At 64.6% G+C, this 21,031-nt stretch carries 16 protein-coding genes and 1 pseudogene; 7 read left to right on the top strand and 10 right to left on the bottom strand.

Annotated features, from left to right (window positions below):
- Positions 1-17: 17 nt before the first annotated feature.
- From coaE to ACSQ19_RS03700, 10 genes and pseudogenes are all read right to left on the bottom strand, one after another.
- Positions 18-635, bottom strand: a complete 618-nt coding sequence (coaE, locus tag ACSQ19_RS03745) for a dephospho-CoA kinase (RefSeq protein ID WP_436000120.1) — start codon at positions 633-635, stop codon at positions 18-20.
- Positions 636-685: 50 nt separating this feature from the next.
- On the bottom strand, positions 686-1,549 hold the full coding sequence (locus ACSQ19_RS03740) for a prepilin peptidase (protein WP_436000118.1): 864 nt from the start codon (positions 1,547-1,549) through the stop codon (positions 686-688).
- Positions 1,550-1,552: 3 nt separating this feature from the next.
- Positions 1,553-2,818, bottom strand: coding sequence for a type II secretion system F family protein (locus tag ACSQ19_RS03735; protein ID WP_436000116.1), 1,266 nt, complete (start codon positions 2,816-2,818; stop codon positions 1,553-1,555).
- 311 nt (positions 2,819-3,129) lie between these two features.
- Positions 3,130-4,863, bottom strand: a complete 1,734-nt coding sequence (gene pilB, locus ACSQ19_RS03730) for a type IV-A pilus assembly ATPase PilB (protein WP_436000114.1) — start codon at positions 4,861-4,863, stop codon at positions 3,130-3,132.
- Between the two features lie 354 nt (positions 4,864-5,217).
- Positions 5,218-5,320 (bottom strand): annotated as a pseudogene (locus ACSQ19_RS03725) (prepilin-type N-terminal cleavage/methylation domain-containing protein); the annotation flags it as partial.
- Positions 5,321-5,432: 112 nt separating this feature from the next.
- Positions 5,433-6,506, bottom strand: a complete 1,074-nt coding sequence (locus tag ACSQ19_RS03720) for a serine hydrolase domain-containing protein (RefSeq protein WP_436000112.1) — start codon at positions 6,504-6,506, stop codon at positions 5,433-5,435.
- On the bottom strand, positions 6,503-7,546 hold the full coding sequence (locus tag ACSQ19_RS03715) for an isoprenylcysteine carboxylmethyltransferase family protein (protein WP_436000110.1): 1,044 nt from the start codon (positions 7,544-7,546) through the stop codon (positions 6,503-6,505). The genes ACSQ19_RS03720 and ACSQ19_RS03715 overlap by 4 nt, the downstream gene beginning before the upstream one ends.
- A gap of 222 nt (positions 7,547-7,768) precedes the next feature.
- Positions 7,769-8,140, bottom strand: coding sequence for a prepilin-type N-terminal cleavage/methylation domain-containing protein (locus ACSQ19_RS03710; RefSeq protein ID WP_436000108.1), 372 nt, complete (start codon positions 8,138-8,140; stop codon positions 7,769-7,771).
- Between the two features lie 677 nt (positions 8,141-8,817).
- Positions 8,818-10,221 (bottom strand): sigma-54-dependent transcriptional regulator, encoded by a 1,404-nt coding sequence (locus tag ACSQ19_RS03705; RefSeq protein ID WP_299346382.1) that lies wholly within the window; start codon positions 10,219-10,221, stop codon positions 8,818-8,820.
- 201 nt (positions 10,222-10,422) lie between these two features.
- The gene (locus tag ACSQ19_RS03700; protein ID WP_296278462.1) at positions 10,423-12,045 is read right to left on the bottom strand and encodes a sensor histidine kinase; all 1,623 of its coding nucleotides are present in this window, start codon (positions 12,043-12,045) and stop codon (positions 10,423-10,425) included.
- Positions 12,046-12,245: 200 nt separating this feature from the next.
- Here ACSQ19_RS03700 and sucC point away from each other — a divergent pair, with 200 nt between their 5' ends.
- The 7 genes from sucC to ACSQ19_RS03665 all read left to right on the top strand — a co-directional run bounded on the left by sucC (position 12,246) and on the right by ACSQ19_RS03665 (position 20,972).
- Entirely contained in the window at positions 12,246-13,415 is a 1,170-nt protein-coding gene (sucC, locus tag ACSQ19_RS03695) for an ADP-forming succinate--CoA ligase subunit beta (protein WP_296278461.1), read from the top strand.
- Positions 13,416-13,442: 27 nt separating this feature from the next.
- Positions 13,443-14,321: a succinate--CoA ligase subunit alpha gene (gene sucD, locus ACSQ19_RS03690; protein WP_056878046.1), complete on the top strand. Its 879-nt coding sequence runs from the start codon at positions 13,443-13,445 to the stop codon at positions 14,319-14,321.
- Positions 14,322-14,418: 97 nt separating this feature from the next.
- Entirely contained in the window at positions 14,419-15,009 is a 591-nt protein-coding gene (locus ACSQ19_RS03685) for an RNA polymerase sigma factor (protein WP_436000104.1), read from the top strand.
- Complete coding sequence (locus ACSQ19_RS03680) at positions 15,006-15,488, top strand: hypothetical protein (RefSeq protein ID WP_436000102.1); 483 nt, start codon at positions 15,006-15,008, stop codon at positions 15,486-15,488. Before ACSQ19_RS03685 ends, ACSQ19_RS03680 begins: the two co-directional genes overlap by 4 nt.
- Before the next feature lie 10 nt (positions 15,489-15,498).
- Positions 15,499-16,392 carry a DUF4097 family beta strand repeat-containing protein gene (locus ACSQ19_RS03675; protein WP_436000100.1) on the top strand — a complete coding sequence of 298 codons (894 nt, stop codon included), beginning with the start codon at positions 15,499-15,501 and terminating at the stop codon, positions 16,390-16,392.
- A 313-nt stretch (positions 16,393-16,705) separates the two neighbouring features.
- Complete coding sequence (locus tag ACSQ19_RS03670; protein ID WP_436000098.1) at positions 16,706-19,327, top strand: TonB-dependent receptor plug domain-containing protein; 2,622 nt, start codon at positions 16,706-16,708, stop codon at positions 19,325-19,327.
- 100 nt (positions 19,328-19,427) lie between these two features.
- A complete protein-coding gene (locus tag ACSQ19_RS03665; RefSeq protein ID WP_436001085.1) occupies positions 19,428-20,972 on the top strand; it encodes a tetratricopeptide repeat-containing sulfotransferase family protein in 1,545 nt (514 codons plus the stop codon).
- The last annotated feature ends 59 nt before the right edge of the window (positions 20,973-21,031 follow it).

Raw genomic sequence — 21,031 nt, 5'->3', positions numbered from 1 at the left:
AGCTGTGCGGCGCGAGACTACGGGGTGGCGTTGGCCAGGGCGAGGTAGCGCCGATGCAGGGCGTCGGCGGCATGTTGCAGGTGGTGCAGGTCGCCATCGTTGACGACGATGTCGTCGGCGAGGGCCAGGCGGTCGGCGCGGGTGGCCTGGGCCGCCATCATCCTGTCGGCCAGGACGGCATCGATGCCATCGCGCTGCATCAGGCGCGCCTTCTGCACGGCGGCGGGGGTGTCGACCACCAGGATGCGGTGCAGCCACGGGTAGCTGGCGCGGCCGCCGCCTTCGGTGAGCAGGGGAATCACGGCGATGGCGTACGGGCTGGTGGCCTGCTGGCAGATCGCCTGCAGGCGGATCCGGATGGCAGGGTGGAGGATCGCTTCCAGCGCACGGCGCTCTTCCTTGTTGCCGAAGACGCGCGCACGCAGGGCTGCGCGGTCGAGCTGGCCATCGGCCCGCAGTACGTCGGGGCCGAACCGCTCCACCACCGCCGCAAGGGCGGGCGCCCCCGGCTGCACCACCTCGCGCGCCAGCAGGTCGGCGTCGGCCACCACGATGCCGTGGGTGGCGAAGGCTTTTTCCAGCGCGCTCTTGCCCGAGGCGATGCCGCCGGTCATTCCGATGAAGTAATCGCTCATGCGCGAAGTATGGGGCAGGGCACGCCGACGCGTGCCCTAGGGCCGGTGGCTCACTTCAGTCCGGCGAAGCGCAGGTACGCGTCGACGATCTGCTGGCCCCAGAAGAAGACGATCCAGCCTGCGATGGCCAGATACGGGCCGAACGGGATCGGCGTGGCGCGGTCGCGGCCCTTCATGGCCAGCCAGACCGAGCCGACCACGGCGCCCACCAGTGAAGAAATCAGGATGATCGGCAGCACGCCGCTCAGCCCCACCCATGCGCCCAGCGCCGCGAGCAGCTTGAAGTCGCCCCGTCCCATGCCTTCCTTGCCGGTGATCTGCTTGAACAGCCACCACACCAGCCACAGCGAGACATAACCGGCAATCGCGCCCAGCAGGGCGGGCTTGGCGGGCATGTAGAGGTTGTCGAGGCTGCCGATCAGGCCCAGCCACATCAATGGCAGCGTCAGCTGGTCGGGCAGCAGCCGCGTGCGCAGGTCGATGCCGCTCAGGGCCACCAGGTAGCAACTCAGCAGCGCGGCACCGAAGCCCTGCCAGCCGAAGCCGAAGCGCCACACCGACGCCACCGCCAGCACGGCGGTCAGCAGTTCGACGATGGGGTATTGCGGCGAGATCGGCGCCTTGCAGTGCCGGCACTTGCCGCGCAGGGCCAGCCAGCTGAAGAGCGGGATGTTCTCGAACCACGACAGCGGGGTCTTGCAGTGCGGGCAGTGCGAGCGCTCCACCACAATGCCGGGGGGAGGCGGGTCGTACAGCTCCGGCTCCTCCAGCACCTCGCGCGCGTCGCGCTTCCACTCCCACTCCAGCCGCCTGGGCAGCCGAAGGATGACCACGTTGAGGAAGCTGCCCACCAGCAGGCCGAGGCCTGCCACCACGGGATACCCCAGTTCGGGGTGTTGATCCAGGAATGCCACGAATCAGCCGACGACTGCGGATGCGATCTTGAAGATCGGCAGGTACATGCCGATGACCAGGCCGCCTACCAGCACGCCGATGATGACCATGATGAAGGGTTCCAGCAGGCTGGACAGCGCATCCACCGCGTTGTTGACCTCCTGCTCGAAATATTCCGCCACCTTGAACAGCATAGTGTCGAGTGCGCCGGCCTCTTCGCCGATCGCCGTCATCTGGACCACCATGTGCGGAAAAAGCTGCGTCTGCTTCATCGCCATGTTCAAGGGATAGCCGACAGAAACGTCGTCGCGCATGCGAAATACGGCCTTTTCATAAACCAGATTGCCCGTTGCACCCGCGACAGTATCCAGCGCTTCCACCAAAGGCACGCCCGCCTTGAACGTCACCGCAGTAGTGCGCGCGAAGCGTGCAATCGACGAGTTATGCATGATTTGGCCGATGACCGGCACCTTCAATATCAACCGATCCATCGTGTGTTGTAGCGCCGGTGAGCGCTTGTAAAAGAACATGAAGCTGAAGCTGCCCACGATCACGATGAGCAGGAGCATCCACCAATAACTCACCATGAAGCGCGAAGCACCCATGATCATCTGCGTGAACGCTGGGAGCTCCGTCCCGAAACTCGCGAAGGTCTTCTCGAACTCGGGAATCACGAACATCAGGATCACAGAGGTCACCAATATAGCGACCGCGATCACTGCTGCGGGATAGAACAATGCCTTTTTGATCTTACCCTTCAGCGCTTCGAGGTTTTCTTTGTAGTTGGCGACGGTCTCCAAGACGGTCTCAAGCACACCAGCGCCCTCGCCCGCACGCACCAAGTTGCGATAGAGCTCGTCGAACTGCACGGGATGCTTGCTGATGGCCTCATACAGCGAAGAGCCCCCTTCGATATCGAAGCGGATCTGCTCGACCATCTTCTTCATGCGGACATTTTTCTGTCCGCTCTCGATGATCTCAAGCGACGAAACCATCGGCACACCAGCCTTCATCATGGTGGCCATCTGGCGACTAAAGAAGGCAATGTCCTTCGCGCTGACCGGCTTGCCGGCTGAACCGAACAGCGGCTTCGGCTTCACCTTCACCACGCTGGGGGTGATGCCCTGCTTGCGCAGTTCGGCGCGCAGGAAATTGGCGTTCTTCGACTGCTGCTCGCCCTTCATCTTGACACCGCGCTTGTCGGTGCCCTCCCAGACGAACAGGTTCAGCGGGTTCTCGCGCACGGGCGCGGTCACGGTCTTCTTCGCAGCGGAGCGGGTCACGGCCATCGGTAGTCCCCTGTCCGGATTTCCCCACCCGGACGTCAATGCCGCATGGTAGCCGGTAATCGGCCCAATGGAAGCGCCGCGCCTGTGACGGCGGCCGGGTTTCGGTGATATGGGGATGCAGGGCCTTCCCCTTCCCGTGCTCCGGGAGTGGGCGCTATCCGTGCCAGGCCCGTGAGGCGCGCGCGCCGTAAATCCAGCGCCGCCGCGGCCGTAGGATCGCCCCATGGCCGCGATGCACTACCGTCGTCCTTGATCCAAAGGCATCGCGGGCATGGCCCGCTCCTACAGGCGCTTCGGGAGAGGTCGCGATATCAGTCCTTGGTGACGCGATTGATCTCGGCCAGGCTGGTGATGCCGTTGCGGACCTTCAGCAGCGCCGACTGGCGCAGGTCGCGGATGCCGACGCGCTGCGCCGCTTCCGCGATCTGCAAGGCGTTGCCGCCTTCCAGCACGATCTCCTGGATCGCTTCGTTCATCGGCATGACCTGGTAGATGCCGGTCCGGCCCTTGTAGCCGCTGGTGCACTCGTCACACCCCACGGCCTCGTAAACGGTGAAGCCCGAGGCGATCTCGGCCTCGCTGAAGCCTTCGGCCTGCAGTGCCTGCGGCGGCAATTGGACCGGGCGCTTGCACTTGGTGCACAGACGGCGGGCCAGACGCTGGGCGATGATCAGTGTCACCGAGCTGGTGATGTTGTACGGCGCGATGCCCATGTTCATCAGGCGCGCGATGGTCTGCGGCGCGTCGTTGGTATGCAGGGTGGACAGCACCATGTGGCCGGTCTGGGCGGCCTTGATGGCGATCTCGGCGGTCTCCAGGTCGCGGATTTCGCCGACCATGATGATGTCCGGATCCTGGCGCAGGAAGCTGCGCAGGGCGGCGGCGAAGGTCATGCCGCGCTTGTTGTTCTGCTGTACCTGGTTCACGCCCGGCAGGCGGATTTCCACCGGGTCTTCCGCCGTAGAGATGTTGCGGGTCTCGTCGTTGAGGATGCCCAGCGCGGTGTAAAGGCTGACCGTCTTGCCCGAACCGGTGGGGCCGGTGACCAGCACCATGCCGTAAGGCTTCTGGATGGCGTCCTCGAACAGCTTCTGCTGGTCCGGTTCGTAGCCCAGCTTGTCGATGCCCAGCTTGGCCGCGCTGCCGTCCAGGATACGCAGCACCACCTTCTCACCGAACAGCGTGGGCAGCGTGCTGACGCGGAAGTCCATCTGCTTGCTCTTGGACAGGTTCAGCTTGATGCGTCCGTCCTGGGGAACGCGCTTTTCGGCAATGTCGAGCTGCGCCATCACCTTGATACGCGCGGCGATGCGGTCCTTGAGCTTGGTCGGCGCCTTGGCGACCTGTTTCAGGATGCCGTCCACGCGCAGGCGGACGCGATAGTCGGTTTCGTAAGGCTCGAAGTGGATGTCCGAGGCGCCGCGCTTGATCGCGTCCACCAGCACCTTGTTCACGAACTTCACCACCGGGGTGTCGTCGCCCTTTGCGTCGACGGCGCTCTCACTGCCGCCCTCGTCGTCACCGGCGTCGACATCCAGGCTGTCTAGCCCGTCTTCGTCATCGCCGAAGCTGCCGGAAAGGGCATTGGCGGCGTTCTGCCACTGGTCCAGCGTGCGGCGCAGCTGGTCCTCGTCCACCAGCACCGGCTCGATGATCAGATTGGTGTGGAACTTGATTTCGTCCAGTGCGCCATGGCTGCGGGTCGGATCGGCCACGCCGACGAAAAGTTTGTTGCCGCGCCTGAACAGAGGCAGCACCTGGTGCTTTTGCAGCAGTTCCTCGCTGACGAGTTTGATCGCACTGTGGGAGGGATCGAAGGATTGCGCGTCTAGCAGCGGCATGCCGAATTCCATGGCATTTGCGGCCGCGAGTTGCGGAGCCGAAACCAGTCGCTTTTCGGAAATCCACTGTGGCAGCGGCACTTTCGCTTCGGTTGCGCTTGCCATCGCAGCTCGAGCAGCCGTTTCCTCGAGGGCGCCATCCTGTACGAGGCGCCTCGCGATGCCAGTAATGCCAACGAGATTGGGAGCTGCAACTGCGTTCATAGCACATTGAATCCGATTGGGCGCCGCTTCACTTTAATACGTCGCTGCCCATGCATTGCTTGCATGGAGTAAAAATCCTGGGGCCTGGCCTGGCCGGACCGCATCGTCGACTTTCTGACGCGGCGGGTCACTGCAGAGCGCAGTTGCCAGTACTCATGTTGCACAGGGTCAGGCGAGTTCCGGGGCTACGAGGTGTTCCCGTGATATTGACACCCACCGCTGTGGCGGTATCCGCGGCGCTGCATGCTGCCAGTGGCGGGGCAGTGGGTGTGTCCTGATTCTGTAAAACCGCGAGTGAAAAGCCCGCGTACTGCTTCATCTCAGCTTGGCAAGCACCTTCCGCCGCGCGGATCCGGTAGTTGTTGTAAGCCGGAAGGGCAATGGCGGAAAGAATGGCGATGATGGCTACGACGATCATCAGTTCGATCAGCGTGAAGCCGTGGGCGTTGCGATTCATGGCAGCTACCAAATGAGGGTCCCCGGCGGAAACATAAGCAAGGAACGCGCCAGTTGACTCGGAGGAGGGGGATGTCCGCGGCTGAGGCTGCAAAAGCGTGACGGCTGGCAAGTTAAGGTCCCCTTCTAGCTGAGATTCGGGTCTTGCGCCGCGTCACGACGAGCTCCTGGTCAAGCAGGGGGTAAACAAGCGCCGCAAATTTCTCGGGATTCGCCGGCTGTCCGTTCATGAGTACGACCGCGGACGAGCCGTCGGGATACGCCATTGCAGCAGAGAACGTGCCGGGAAAATTGCCGAAGTGCGTAAGCCGATAGCCATTTCCTTGCCGCCACACCCGCCACCCCAGTCCGTAGAACCAGTCGCCACGGGGTGCGTCCGTGGGCATGGGTATGGTGGGATCCAGCGCATCTCGTCCATAGAGGGTTGCCAAGGTGGCCGCATCTCCCGACCAACCGCCTGCTGCCCCAAGCGCTCGCACAAGGTCGCTGGACAGGCCATCACGTGCGGGGGGAGCTCCTGCTGCGGTGCCCATTTCCAGCCCGTCGCTTGCCAGCTCGCCGAGTAGGCGCCGTGTCGCGATCTCGTAGCTTTCTCCGGTTGCCCGACTGATGATTTCCCCCAGCAGGCAGTACCCCGTGTTGGAATACCGCATGCGGGTACCGGGAGGTGTTTCCAGTCGTCGGGACAAGCTGGCGGCAATGGCACCCCTGCATCCGATCGGCGCCCCGGCGTGGAACATTGGGTCGCCCGCGGATTGATCCAGGCCGGACGTGTGCTGCAGCAGATGACGGACAGTGATTCGTGACGCGCGGGGGTCCGGCAATGTCCGAAGCTCTGGCAAGAGCGAGATTGCAGCAGTATCCAGATGCAGTCTGCCCTGTACGACAAGACGACGGACCACCGAGGCGGTGATTGGCTTGGATAAACTGGCAATGGGCAATCGTGTCGACGGATCAATGGACTCCCTGTGCCACCATGGCGTCCGGTTGAGCACGCGCGTTTGGCCTGAGTCCTTGGCGGTTCTGACCGACAGGATCGCAATCCCTATCCCCTCGGAGTCCATCAGGGCTTCAAGCGATTCCGGCGGTCGAGACTCCCGGTAACGTTGGCCCCACAAAAGCATGGCACATCCCGTCAATAGCAGGAACGCGAGCCAGCGGGTGCCAGTTCCCATGCGCAGGTTCACATCTCTCTCGCCTTTCGCACCAGTCTGGCGAAGAGACCATGCTCTTCGATCCATGCTGCGTACTCACGATACTTTGGGTCCGCCAGAAGATGTTGCTCCTCAGTCTTGGCGCGCACCCAGTAGACAAAGTTGATGCAAAGCAGGATCCCACAATGAGCCAGCGCGGCCGTCGCGCTGGCGCCTGAAACGAATGGCACCGAGATCAGCCACCAGGAGAGATTCTTGCTGATGTATGCGGGATGCTTGGTCAGCCGGTACGGGCCGTGGGTAATGATGCCGCGGTGCGTGAGGTTGCTGAACCGGATGCCAAACACCACGGTGGACAAGGCATAGACGCCAGTGAGGATGAGGATGCTGCCGCCCCACGCGTAGTAGAGCGGCATAGTGGGATTGAGCCATTCGACCCACGTCTGGCCGTCACGGTAGTTGAAGCCACTCTGCTGCAGCCAGGTGAAGAAAGGGGGGTAGCAGATCAATGCAGCCACCCAGCCCAGCCAGTATGGATTGCTGGAGCGAATCTCAGCCCCTAACCGATGCGAGGTGGAGAGATATCCCACCGTAGCGAATACCGTATCGATCAGGTACAGCACGGCCATTGAAACGAAGTACCAACGGGGCGCTTGCGATGAACCCCAAGGGCTTGCGTCTGTTGCCCAGTCGTAGGCGAAGCCGAGCATCAGTGGCAGGAAAAAGGCTTTTACCAAGTGATCGCGCAAGGCAGGCCATGGAAACCGCTCGTTTTCAGGACGCAGGCTGATCCAGCGGCCTACGAGCTCCAGTCCACGAGGAGGCGAGTCAGTGGGGCGGAAGAGATAAACCAACAGCCCCGCCGTCAGCAACGGCCAGCACACCTCGAGTAGCTGGAAGAAGCCGTAGATCACTGGACCATGAGCGAGAGGAAGCAATTGCAGCGTTGCAATCCACATCACGGCGCCGATTGCCAGCCCATACAGACGCCACGCCCTGCTCGATCTTGGCTTGGTGCCCTTGGGTGATGTGTCAATCAGGTAAGAGTGGCGGCGGGCTTCGATCCACCACATTGGCGCAGCGGTAAAACTTATCAGAGTGATGAGAGCCCAGGTGGGTTGTTGCCTGAGCAGTAGCGCCCCTCCAGCGCCCACCAGCAGTCCAAGGAGGCCGGCAACCCCCACACGCCATGGCACGTCCGTCGCTGGAGGGGCGGGATGAGGGGTAGACACCAAAAACTCCAAAAGAAAGAGGGGCCGAAGCCCCTCCCTTTGTCGCGCTGAGTTAGAGCCTGATCAGCCGCCAGTGGCGCCAGCAGCAGCCAGACGGCAGGTGCCGCTGTCCATCGCGCAGGTCGTGGTGCGCACGCCAGGTGCGACCGGGGTGAACACGGCGTCGCCGGTCAGAGCGGTGCCGGTACCGGTGCCGGTGGTGAAAGCGTAAGTGGTGGTGCAGCTGGCCGTGGGAACCGGCGGCAGGGTCATCTGCGAGTGGTTGGCAGCAATGTACGAGTTCACGAAAGCCTTCGCTTCAGCCTGGCAGGCGCCTTCGGCCGAACGGATGCGATAGTTGTTGTACGCCGGCAGCGCAATTGCGGCCAGGATGGCGATGATGGCGACGACGATCATCAGTTCGATCAGGGTGAAGCCCTGGGCGTTCTTCTTCATGGTATTTCCCCTTTCAGGATTGGCTTGATGGTTTAGGGACACAAGCCCCGTGTCCCTACATGGACCGTGGGCGCCGCGTACAACTGCTTACGACGCGTGCAGGGATGTAGAGCAGGATGCGTGCCAACTTCTGATACCCCCAGTGATTCCCCCACACTTCCCCGGGAGGAAACCCCTGACACCGAAGTCGGGCGGGACTATCGCATCATTCCTTTGCGTTGTGTATCGGGAAGTGCGGCCAATGCCGGCCCGGGTCACAGATTGCGCGATTGGCCGGAAAAAGGGGGTGACCGCCAAATAGCTGACGCCCCCTTGGTGAGATGACCTGCTGCGTCAGCAAGTGACGCGTTGCGTCACCCGGGTCACTGTGGGATGCGGCGCACATTTGAGGGTACATACATATATATAGCGTGTGACCGCTGCCAGTGTCGCTCCATGCCCTGCAAGAGCGGGCCATGCCCGCGATGCTTTTCTGGCGCTATCGGGCAAGCGCATCGCGGGCATGGCCGCTCCTATGAAGCCAGACGGAAGTGCTCTGCAGGAGCGCCCTCGGGGCGCGATGCTTTCCGGTCCGTGCTGGAAAGCAGCGTGCATGGCCCGCTCCCGCAGGGGCGTCGGTGATCGACTGATGTCATCGTCCGAGGGCGCGCATGGCCCGGGCTGTCGCCCGGCGCGGCCTACTCCATCCCCAGCTTCTTCAGCTTGTAGCGCAGGGCGCGGAAAGTGATGCCCAACTGGGCTGCGGCCTTGGTCTTGTTCCAGCGGTTCTCTTCCAGCGCCTTCTGGATGGCCGCGCGCTCCAGCTGCTCGATGTAGTCGGGCAGGGCGCCACCGGCGGCCGGGTCCACGTCCATCGCGCCGGGCGCGTCACCGATCACCTCGCCCGGACTGAACTCGCCGCCGAACTTCTTGCCGGCGGGAGCCTGCGGCAGGTACAGGTCGTCGATCTCGATGCTGTGGCCCTCGGACATGGCCAGCGCGCGTTCCAGGATGTTCTCCAGTTCGCGCACGTTGCCCGGGAACGGGTAACGGCCCAGGGCCTCCATCGCTTCCGGTGACACCGATGGCGCCATGCGGCCATGCTGGGCGGCCAGCCGATCGAGGATGGCGCTGGTCAGCTGCGCCAGGTCGCCGGTGCGTTCGCGCAGCGGCGGCACGCGCAGCTCGATGACATTGATGCGGTAGTACAGGTCGTGGCGGAAGCGGCCGTCCGCGGCCAGTTCGCCCAGGTCCTTGTGGGTGGCCGACAGGATGCGCACGTCGACCAGCACCTCACCGGACGCACCCACCGGGCGCACCGCCTTTTCCTGGATCGCGCGGAGCAGCTTCACCTGCATCGGCAGCGGCAGTTCGGCCACTTCGTCGAGGAACAGCGTGCCGCCGTTTGCAGCCTGGAACAGGCCCTGCTTGTCGGCGTGGGCCCCGGTGAAACTGCCCTTCTTGTGGCCGAAGAACTCGCTTTCCATCAGCTCGGCCGGGATGGCGCCGCAGTTGACCGGGATGAAGGGACCGGCCGCGCGCGCGCCCTGTTCGTGGATGGTGCGGGCGACCAGCTCCTTGCCCGTGCCGGACTCGCCCATGATGTAGACCGGCGCCTGGCTGCGGGCGACCTTGCCGATGGTCTCGCGCAGGCCATCCATCGCGGCCGACCCCCCGAGCAGGCGGCTGGCCTGTTCCGGCGGTGGCGGGGGCGGCGGGGCGCGTTCGCTGTTGTTCAATTCCAGCGCATGCTTTACCAGCCCGCGCAGTACGGTCAGGTCGACCGGCTTGCTGACGAAGTCGAATGCGCCGGCCTTCAGGGCCTCCACCGCCAGTTCGATGTTGCCGAACGCGGTGATCATGGCGACCGGCGTGGCGGGGTAGTTGCGCGAGATCTCGCCCACCAGGTCGATGCCGTTGCCGTCGGGCAGCCGCATGTCGGTGAAGCAGAGGTCGTAGGTGTTGCGGCCCAGCAGCTCGCGGGCCTCGCCGAGATTGGCGGCGGTATCGATGCGCAGGCCCATGCGGCCCAGCGTCAGTGTCAGCAGTTCTCGGATGTCGCGTTCGTCATCGACGATCAGGGCGCTACGGCTTTGATTCATGCATTCCCCCTCATGCCCCTGTGCCGGCAGTGTACCGAGTGAATGTTAAACATGGTAGGCGAGACCCCTACAGGATGCCCGCCACATGAGCGCTTGTCTTTGTAGGAGCGGGCCATGCCCGCGATGCTTTTCACGGATGGCCCCAACAAGCAAAAGCATCGCGGGCATGACCCACTCCTACAAAGCCCCGCGTCCTCTCGGCTAGGCGGGCAACAGGGCGTGCGGACCGGGCAGGGTGACGCGGAAGCAGGCGCCGCCGCCGGGGACCGGGACATATTCCAGCGTGGCCTGGTTGGCGCGGCACAGTTCGCGGGCGATGTAGAGGCCCAGGCCGGTGCCGTGCTCGGACGTGGTGAAGAACGGTCGGAAGAGCTGCGCCGCCACGGCGTCCGGGATGCCCGGGCCGCGGTCCATCACGTCCAGCGTCGGGCGGCCTTCGGCATTGAACACGCGCACGCGGATGCGCGCGGATTCGCCCGGCAGGCGGCCGTAGTTCAGCGCGTTCTGCACCAGGACCGTCACCACCTGCTGCAGGTGGCGCGGGTCGACCAGCGCAGGCACCGGCTTGGCGCCTATGATGGTTTCCAGCGTGTCGGTCTCGATGGAAAGGGTCTGCTGGTAGTCGTCGACGAAGCGGCGGACGAAGGTGTTGAGGTCCACGTGCTCGGGCGTGGCGCGCTCACGCCGGGCCAGGCCCAGCACGCTCTCGACGATGCCGTTGGTGCGCTGGCATTGCTGGTGGATGATCTGCAGCAGGCGGCGATCGCCGTCGTTGACGTGCGGGGATTCCTCCAGCAGCTGCACCGCGTAGTTGATCGCGGCCAGCGGGTTGCGGATCTCGTGCGCCAGGCTGGCGGAGAAGCGGCCCAGCGCGGCCAGCGTCAGCGATTCGGCGCGGCGCGACACCACCGTGGCGTCGTCCAGGAAAATCAGCGAGGTCTCGCTGTCGGCCAGCAGGCGGGCGAAGCGCGGCTGCACTTCCGGCTGGTCGGGGGTCAGCTGCATCGGGGTTTCGTCGGTCTGCCAGCCGTTGCGCCAGCGCTGCAGGCGGCGGGCCAGCTCCGGCGCCGCGTGCAGCAGCGACACGCCCTTGCCATCGGCGCCTGCGCCGTCGCCGCCATCGCCGAGCAGCAGGCTGGCGGCTTCGTTGGCCAGCTTGATGTGGTTTTCGGCATCGACCACCAGCACGCCGGTGCGCATGCGGCGGATGATCAGTTCGTTGACTTCGAACAGGTTCGCGACCTCTTCGCCGCGCTTGTCGGCCAGCGCCTGGCTGTTGCGCGCCTTCTGGCCGGCCTGGTGTGCCAGGTAGGCCAGTGCCAGGTAGCTCACCGCGAACATGATGACTTCCGCCAGCGAGCGGCTGGCATTCTGGTCGTGGAACAGGGTGAAAAGGTACTCGCCGAACAGCCCGGCGATGGCCATCAGCGCCACTACCAGCGCCATCCGGGTGTTGGGCAGCAGCAGGGCCGCGGCCGACACGTTGAACAGCAGCATCATCGCCACGCCGGCCGTGGCGGTGGGCAGGGCATGGGTGATGAGCGCGGCGACCGCGATGTCCACGCAGACGCTCGCGAAGACGATCCACACCAGCCAGCGCACGCTGCGGCCGATGAAAAGCAACACCAGGGCCAGCACCAGATAGGCAATCGCGACGCCCATGCCCAGCACTTCGTGGCGGGGCTGGCCAAGCACTTCGCCCAGCGGGCTGAACATCAGCGCGGCCAGGATGCCGGCTTCCAGCACGCGGTAGAGGGCGAAGAAATACAGTTCGCGGCGCGGAACCGATTCGATGCGGGACAGGAGCGACTGGGCCTGGCGCAAACGCGTACTTCCCCTGTAGCGAGGCCCACAGTATAGGCATGACGGCCCCCGCGTGGCCCAGCGAGTCCTTTTCCACCAAAGGCTTAGGCCCGAGGTTTTGCGCCCCCCGCTCCGGTCAGCGACAATAGGGGGCTCGCCCAGCCGCCGCCGTCACGGCCCCGGCCCGGGCGGTGTCTTCTGTTCCCTACCCACGGTGACGCATGAATTTCCACGAATATCAGGCCAAGCAGCTGCTGGCCGAGTACGGCATCCCGGTCCCGGCCGGCAAAGTCGCCGCCACGGCGGACGAAGCGGTCGCCGCCGCACAGTCCCTCGGCAACGGCCCCTGGATGGTCAAGGCCCAGATCCACGCGGGCGGTCGCGGCAAGGCCGGCGGCGTCAAGTTCTGCAAGACCGTCGATGACGTGAAGGCGGCCGCCGGCAAGATGCTGGGCACCAAGATGGCCACCTACCAGACCGCCGGCGTGGAACTGCCGGTCAACCTGGTGCTGGTGACCACCGCCGGCGAGATCGTCAAGGAGCTGTACCTGTCGGTGCTGGTCGACCGCGGCACGCGCACCATCACCTACATCGCCTCGTCGGAGGGCGGTGTGGAGATCGAACAGGTCGCGGCCGAGACGCCGGAGAAGATCCACACGCTCAACGTCGACTTCGTCGAAGGCGTGCAGCCGTACCAGGGCCGCGAGTTCGGCTTCAAGATGGGCCTGACCGCCAAGCAGGCGGGCCAGTTCGCCAACATCATGGTGAACCTGTACCGCATCTTCAACGAGAAGGACCTGGCGCTGGTTGAGATCAACCCGCTGGCGATCCTGGACGACGGCAACCTGTACGCGCTGGACGGCAAGTTCAACAGCGACGACAACGCCGCGTTCCGCCACAAGGACCTGGTCGCCATGCGCGACAAGAGCCAGGAAGACGAGACCGAAGTGCTGGCGTCCGAGATGGACATCAACTACGTGACCATGGACGGCAACATCGGCTGCATGGTCAACGGCGCGGGCCTGGCCATGGCCACCATGGACGTCATCAAGCTCAACGGCGGCGAGCCGGCGAACTTCCTCGACGTGGGCGGCGGCGCCAACAAGCAGCGCGTGATCGAGGCCTTCAAGCTGATCCTGTCCTCGGACAAGGTCGAGGGCATCTTCGTGAACATCTTCGGCGGCATCGTCCGCTGCGACATGATCGCCGAGGGCATCATCGCCGCGGTGAAGGAAGTGGGCGTCAAGGTGCCCGTGGTGGTCCGCCTGGAAGGCACGAACGTGGAAGAAGGCAAGCAGCTGCTGCGCGACAGCGGCATGGCCATCATCCCGGCCGACAACATCAACGACGGCGCCAAGAAGGTCGTTGAAGCGGTCAAGGCCGCCGCCTAATCCACGTCACCGAACCAGGAATCTTCCATGAGCGTTTTGATCAACAAGAACACGAAGGTGATCGTGCAGGGCTTCACCGGCCAGCAGGGCACCTTCCACGCCACCCAGATGATCGAGTACGGCACCCAGGTGGTCGGCGGCGTGACCCCGGGCAAGGGCGGCACGACCCACATCGACCTGCCGGTGTTCGACACCGTCGCCGATGCCGTCAAGAGCACCGGCGCCGATGCGTCTGTCATCTACGTGCCGCCGCCGTTCGCGGCCGATGCGATCCTCGAAGCGGCCGCGGCCGGCATCAAGGTCATCGTCTGCATCACCGAGGGCATCCCGGTGCTGGACATGCTGCGCGTCAAGAACGTACTGACCCGTGCCCATCCGGACACCGTGCTGGTCGGCCCGAACTGCCCCGGCGTGATCACGCCGGGCGAGTGCAAGATCGGCATCATGCCGGGCCACATCCACATGCCGGGCAAGATCGGTATCGTCTCGCGCTCGGGCACGCTGACCTATGAAGCGGTCAAGCAGACCACCGAAGTGGGCCTGGGCCAGTCGACCTGCATCGGCATCGGCGGCGACCCGATCAATGGCCTGAACTTCGTCGACTGCCTGAAGCTGTTCAACGAAGACCCGCAGACCGAAGGCATCATCATGGTCGGCGAGATCGGCGGCGACGCCGAGGAAGCCGGCGCCGAGTACATCAAGCAATTCGTCAAGAAGCCGGTCGTGGGCTTCATCGCCGGCGCGTCGGCCCCGGCCGGCAAGCGCATGGGCCATGCCGGTGCGATCGCCAGCGGTGGCAAGGGCACGGCGGAAGGCAAGTTCGCAGCCATGGAAGCCGCCGGCGTCACCACCGTCCGTTCGCCGGGTGACCTGGGTGCCGCCATCGCGGCCCGCCTGAAGAAGTAAATCGCGCCCTCCGGGCCGATCGGAAAGCCGCCCTGGGGGCGGCTTTCTTTTTTGGTGCCGCCTAAACCCTTTCGCTTCCCCCGGCATCCCATTCCGTATGCTGACCGCCGTGATCGAACCCCTCGCCGAGACAAACGCCGCCGATGACGGTGCCGCGCTGGACACTGCGCTGGCGCGGGCCGCCGCCGGAGGCGACGCCAAGGCATTCGAAGCGCTGTACCGCCGCCACGCCGGCCGCGTGCATGGCGTCATCGCCCGGCTGGTGGGCAGCCATGGCGTGCGTGCCGAGGATCTTGCGCAGGAGGCGTTCGTACGGGCGTGGCAGGCGCTGCCGGGTTTCCGTTTCGAAAGTGCCGTCGGCACCTGGTTGCACCGCCTGGCCGTCAACACGGCACTGATGGAACTGCGCAGCCGTCGCAACGGTCCGCGCTTCGACGACGATGATGAAGCGCTGGACAGCCTGGGGCTGGCCGACAGTGCGGGCCATGGCACGGCGTTGTCGATGGACCTGGAGCGCGCCGTCGCCACGCTACCGCCGCGCGCACGCGCCGTGCTGGTGCTGTACGACGTGGAAGGCTTCAAGCACGAAGAGATCGCCGCCGAGCTGGGCATGGCGGTCGGCAGTTCTAAAGCCCAGTTGCACCGAGCGCGCCAGTTGCTGCGCGAGCGTCTAGGAGTTGCCGCATGAACCCGCATGATCTTCCCCCGTCGACCGACGACGCGCTGCGTTGGCAGCTGCGCGCGATGCGCCAGGACCTGCCGCCGTCGCGCGACCTGTGGCCGGACATCGCTGCCCGGATCGCCACCGTGCCGCAGCACGCGGCCGCCCGTCCGCGCCGCACGCGGCTCGCGCCGTTCGCACTGGCGGCGTCGGTGCTGCTTGCGGTGACGGTGACGTGGCAGCTGCAGCGCGCGCCGACCGGGGATGCGCTCATCCAGCGCGAAGCGGCCGCACTGACCCGCGACTACACCGGCGCGCTGGCGCAGCTCGACCGCCAGGTGACCGCGTCGCCGGAGATCGCGCCGGCGTTGCATACGCTGGATGTGAGTGCCGCCCAGATCCGCCATGCCATCGCGACCGAACCCAATGCGCACTTTCTGCTCGACCAGTTGCGCCGTACCTACGCCCGCCGCCTGGAGCTGACCCAGCGCGCGGCCATGACCTGAGGAGTTCCCCATGCGCATCGCTTCCCTTTCCCTGTTGCTGGCCACCGCCCTGTGGGCGCCCGCCGTCCTGGCGCAGACCGCCATCAACGAAACCCGACCGCTCGATGCCCGCGGGCGCGTCGACATCAGTAATCTCAAGGGCCGCATCGACGTGCGTGGCTGGGAGCGCAACGAGGTGCAGATCACCGGCACGCTGGGCAAGGGCGTGGAGCGGCTGGAGGTGGATGGATCGGGATCGCAGGTGAACATCGAGGTGCGCTATCCCAAGCGTGGCTGGGGAAGCGACGACAGCGGGCCCACCCGGCTGGTGGTGATGGTGCCGCTGCGCGCCGACCTCGACATCGAATCGGTCGCCGCCGACGTGGACGTCACGGGGGTCGCGTCCGGCGAGCTGTCCATCAGCACCGTGAGCGGCAGCGTTTCAGCCGCGGCGGCGCCCCGCAAGGCGGATGTCGAAACCGTCAGCGGCAACGCCAACCTGACGCTCAACAGCGATGACGTGGGCGTGGCCACCGTCAGCGGTGCGATCACGTTGCGGGGGCGCCTCGGCGGCGAGATCGATGCGGAAACGGTGTCCGGCCGCATCGAGGTGATCGTCAACGAGCAGCAGGTGCGTGACTTGAGCGCCAGCACCGTCAGCGGTCGCGTGGACGTGCGCACCGGCCTGGCGCCGGGCGGCGAAATCAGCATGGAATCGGTCAGCGGCAATCTGATGCTGCGCCTTCCCCAGGACGTGTCCGCGCAGGTCAGCGGCGAAAGTTTCAGTGGTTCGCTGAAGGCGACCGGCGTGAGCATCGAGAAACGGCGTGGCCCCGGCAGCAGCTTCAGTACCCGCTACGGCAGCGGCAGCGGTCGCGTCACCGTCGAGACGTTTTCCGGCAGTGCAGAGGTCCGCGTCGAATAGCCGCGGGCGTCTGACGCGACCCACGCGGCGGCGTCGTGTTGTCAAAGCTGAACAGGGAGGGCGCCATCGGGCGCCCTTCTTCGTTGCGCCGCAATCCGACGGATGGTCGCACGTGCGCAAGAAAAAGGTTTCGTAAGTAACTGATGAGGCTGAAAAAAACGAAATTCTTCCGATAAATCATCGGGTTCTTTTCATCGCCGTAAAATTTACGTTATGCTCTGGGCACCAGTCGCGCAGCATTCATGCGTCTGAACCATTGGCCCGGGCCGCGAGGCTTTGGCTTTTCAGTGAACATTTGGAGAGAGAGCCTCTAATGACCAACCTCAAGAAGCTGCCCAACGCAATCCAGTTTGCGTTGTTCGCCAGCGCAACATCGCTGGCAGCGGGCAATGCATTCGCCCAGGAAGCCGCGAGCCCCGATTCGGAAGCCAAGACCCTCGACCGCATCGAAGTCACGGGTTCGCGCATCAAGCGTGCGGAAATCGAAGGCGCGCTGCCCGTCACCGTCATTTCCCGTGAGGCCATCGAGGTCAGCGGCAAGACCACGGTCGCGGACCTGCTGCAGAACTCCACCTTCAACTCGTTCGGTTCGAACAAGCCGGCGTCCGGCTCCTCGGCCCAGTCGATGTCCGAGCTCAGCCTGCGTGGCCTCGGCGGCGGTCGCAGCCTGATCCTGATCGACGGTCGCCGTCTGCCGCTGTCGCCGCAGTTCAGCGAAGCCGGCTCCGACCTCAACTCGATCCCGCTGGCTTCGGTCGAGCGCGTCGAAATCCTGACCGACGGCGCGTCGGCCATCTACGGTGCCGACGCGATCGGCGGCGTGGTCAACATCATCACCCGCAAGGACTTCAACGGCGTTGAAGCCAGCATCGGCGTGGGCCAGGCCCAGAACGGCGGCGACACCGAGTCCGGTTCCGTCGTGTTCGGCATCTCCGGCGACCGTGGCCGCATGCTGGGTGGCGTGTCGTACGCGAACCGCGACATCTCCTACATCCGCGACCTGCCGTGGATGGAAGGCCGTCGTGGTCCGTCGTCCAACGCGAACAACTACTATGTCCCGGCGACCAACCCGATCACCGGCCGCGTCTCGCCCGGCAAGTTCATCCAGTCCGTCCCCGGCGGCTGCACCAACCCGGGCTTCTGGCAGGACGGCGCGGTTTGCCGTTACGACTACAACCTGGTCGCGGCGGACACCGCGTCGCTGGAACAGAAGGGCCTGTTCCTGCGTGGCGACTACCAGATCAACGATGACTGGACCGTCTACCTGAACTCCAGCGTCACCCGCGTCAGCAGCTTCGGCCGCTTCGCGCCGACGCTCGCGGATTCCGGCATCTTCATCCCGGTCGGCACCCCGAACAACACCACCGCCCAGGACGTCGTGCTGAAGCACCGCTTCGCCGCCGTCGGTCCGCGCGACAACTTCGACGACACCAACACCTACGACACCAACCTGGGCTTCAACTGGCAGGTCAGCGACACGGTGGCGGTGGACTTCGGCCTGCGTCGCGCCGAATCGAAGTACATCTCGCTGGGTCGCAACTACGTCAACATCCCGATCGCGACCGCGCTGATCCAGAGCGGCGAGTACAGCATCTTCGATCCGCTCGCAAACGATCCGGAAGTGCTGAATGCCGTTCGCGCCACCATCGGCCGCGATGGCATCTTCAAGGAAGAAGAAGTCTACGGCAGCGCCACGTTCGACCTGTTCGAACTGTCGGGCGGTACCTCGGGCCTGGTCGTCGGTGCCGAGCACCACAAGCAGGAATTCGCCGATCTGTACGACGCGCAGTCCGAAGCCGGCAACATCGGTGGTTCGTCGGGCAACTCGAGCTCGGGCAGCCGCAACTTCTCGTCGGCCTACTTCGAGTGGCTGATGCCGTTCACCAGCAGCTTCGAGGTCGACCTGGCGGCGCGTTACGACACGTACTCCGACTTCGGCACCTCGTTCGTGCCGAAGATCTCGTTCCGCTACCACCCCATCGACAGCCTGACCCTGCGCGCCAGCTACGGTGAAGGTTTCCGTGCGCCGCCGCTGACCATCCTGAACTCCAAGGATGCGTTCTCGGCCGACAGCGTCGTCGACGCGCCCACCGCGATCGCCTACGGCCAGCCGCCGGGATCGACCCTGCAGATCGACGGTCTGCGCGTCGCCACCCCCGACCTGCAGGCGGAAGACTCCAAGCAGTGGAGCGCCGGCGTGGTGTGGGACCCGACTGACTGGGCCAGCATGAAGCTGGATTACTACAACATCGAGTTGACCAATTCGATCCGGTTCTTCTCGGCACAGACGGTCATCAACCGCGAACGCAACGGCACCTACCTGCCGTCGAGCCTGTACAGCGTTCGTGACCCGGCCAACGGTGCCCTGCTGCAGGTCCGCGCTGGCTACGCCAACGAAGGTTTCATCAAGACCGACGGTTTCGACTTCAACGCGACCACCCGCTTCGACCTGGGCAGCTTCGGTTCGCTGCGCAACAATCTCAGCCTGAGCTGGATCAACAAGTTCGAAACCGGTGGCCCGAACTCGGACACGACGGACCAAGTCAACACCACCGATAACCCGCAGTGGCGTGCGAACCTGGTGAACGAGTGGGAGAAGGGCGACTTCTCGCTGGCGTGGACCATCAACGCGATGGACCAGACCGTGTCGTATACCGAGGACTACCTGGTCAACGACCTGGGCTACACCTGCCAGGACGTGGTCGACTTCGGTTACCTGGTCTCGAACTGCGGCGACAACAAGCCGTACATCACCCACGACCTGGCGGCGAGCTACAAGACGCCCTGGAACGGCCGCTTCACCATCGGTGCGATCAACGTGACCGACAAGAAGCCGCGTCTGGACCAGCTGGGCTTCACCCCGCCGTACTACCAGAGCGCCCTGTACTACGGTATCGGTCGCGAGATCTACTTCCGCTACACCCAGAGCTGGTAATCCACAGCTTGCAGTAAGTCTTGGAGGGGCCCCGCAAGGGGCCCCTTTTTTTTGCGTGTAGAATGTGTGACGAATTGAGCAGGGCAAGACACACGTGGGTATGCCGCAAATCGAGGAAGCGCTGTCGCATGCGCGGCGTGCGGTCGCAGCGAAGGACATGGCCGGCGCCACCGTGCACTACCGCAAGGTCCTGGACGCAGGCGACAACGCGGAAGCATTGCTGCACCTGTCCAGTTTCGAGGCGCGGGCGAACGACAACTACCGGAAGGGACGTGAGTACGCGATACGCGCGCTGTCTTCCGCGGTAGGCAACCCGGCGCTGGTGCCCAGCGTCCTGCTTTGCCTGAGGCATTTCGAAGAGTCGGCCGCCATGCGCCGCTACATCGATGCCTCGCCGTTCCTCCGCAGCATGGCCGACCCCAAGACGCTGCATCTGGTGTCCGCACAGCTCAGCTGGCTGGGCGACCAGGCGCAGGCGATTGAGTTCGTCACCCGTGCCATGCAGCTGCAGCCGCAGATGCCGTCGCTTCGCCTGGCGCGAGCGACGATGGAGTTGTTCCTGGGCCGTTTCGACGATGCTGAAGCGGACATCATGGAATGCCTGCGCATGGATCCGGGGTTCGCGAACGCCTACTGGGTTCTCGCGTGGATGCGCAAGTGGAGTGCGGACACGCACCATGTCGATGGCATCCGGCGCGCGCTGCAGAAGCCTTCCCTTGGCCTGGTCGACAAGACGAGGCTCTACTACGCCCTGCACAAGGAGCTCGACGACATCGGCGATGTCGCGGGTGCTTTCCAGGCGCTCGACACGGCCAACCGCATCCACCGCGCGGCGAACAAGTACGACCGCGAGTCGACGCGTCGCCTGTTCGCGCAGTTGAAGCAGATGCCCTTGAAGGTCGACGCATCGGGCTACGCGTCGGACATCACGCCGATCTTCGTCGTCGGCATGTACCGCTCCGGCACGACGCTGCTGGAGCAGCTGATGGGTGGTGATCCCGGCGTGTTCAACGCAGGCGAACTCCACGACATGGCGGCGCGCGTCCGCTATGCGACCGATCATTATTTTCCCAGCGCTACGGATCCGGTCGCGGTGGCGCGTGCGTCGGGGATCGATTACACCGAGTTGGGCCGGAACTACATGGAAGGCGTTGCCTGGCGCCTGAACGGGCACACCCACATCACGGATAAGTGGCCGCCCAACCACATGAACGTGGGTTTCATCTGCCAAGCGATGCCGCACGCGAAGATCATCCACATGTCGCGCGACCCCCGGGAGACCTGCTTCTCCAACCTGCGCGAATTGTTTGCCCACGCCGCGCCGTATTCCTACGACCAGGTGGAGCTGGCGGACTACAGCAACCAGTATCGCGACCTCATGCAGCACTGGCACCAGGCGTTCCCTGGCCGGATCCTGGACATCACCTATACGGACCTGACGCGGAACACGGAAGCCACCATGCGCGAGGTGGCGGCCTTCTGCGGCTTCCCGTTCACCGACAAGCTGCTGCAGCCCAATTCGCAGGGCAAGAGTGTGGCAACGGCCAGTGCCGTGCAGGTGCGCGACAAAGTGATCGCGCGCGACGTGCCCAAGTGGGCGCCCTACGAAACCTATCTGCAGCCGCTCCTCAACGAGCTGCGCTGACGCCAACGTATCCCGGAGAGCCATGAATCCCGTCAACCAAGATACGCGGGCTCGTTACG

Source organism: Pseudoxanthomonas sp. LjRoot127 (assembly GCF_964253495.1).
GTDB lineage: Bacteria > Pseudomonadota > Gammaproteobacteria > Xanthomonadales > Xanthomonadaceae > Pseudoxanthomonas_A.
Note: the sequence above shows the minus strand (reverse complement) of the source record. Positions and strands in the feature narration are given on the sequence as shown.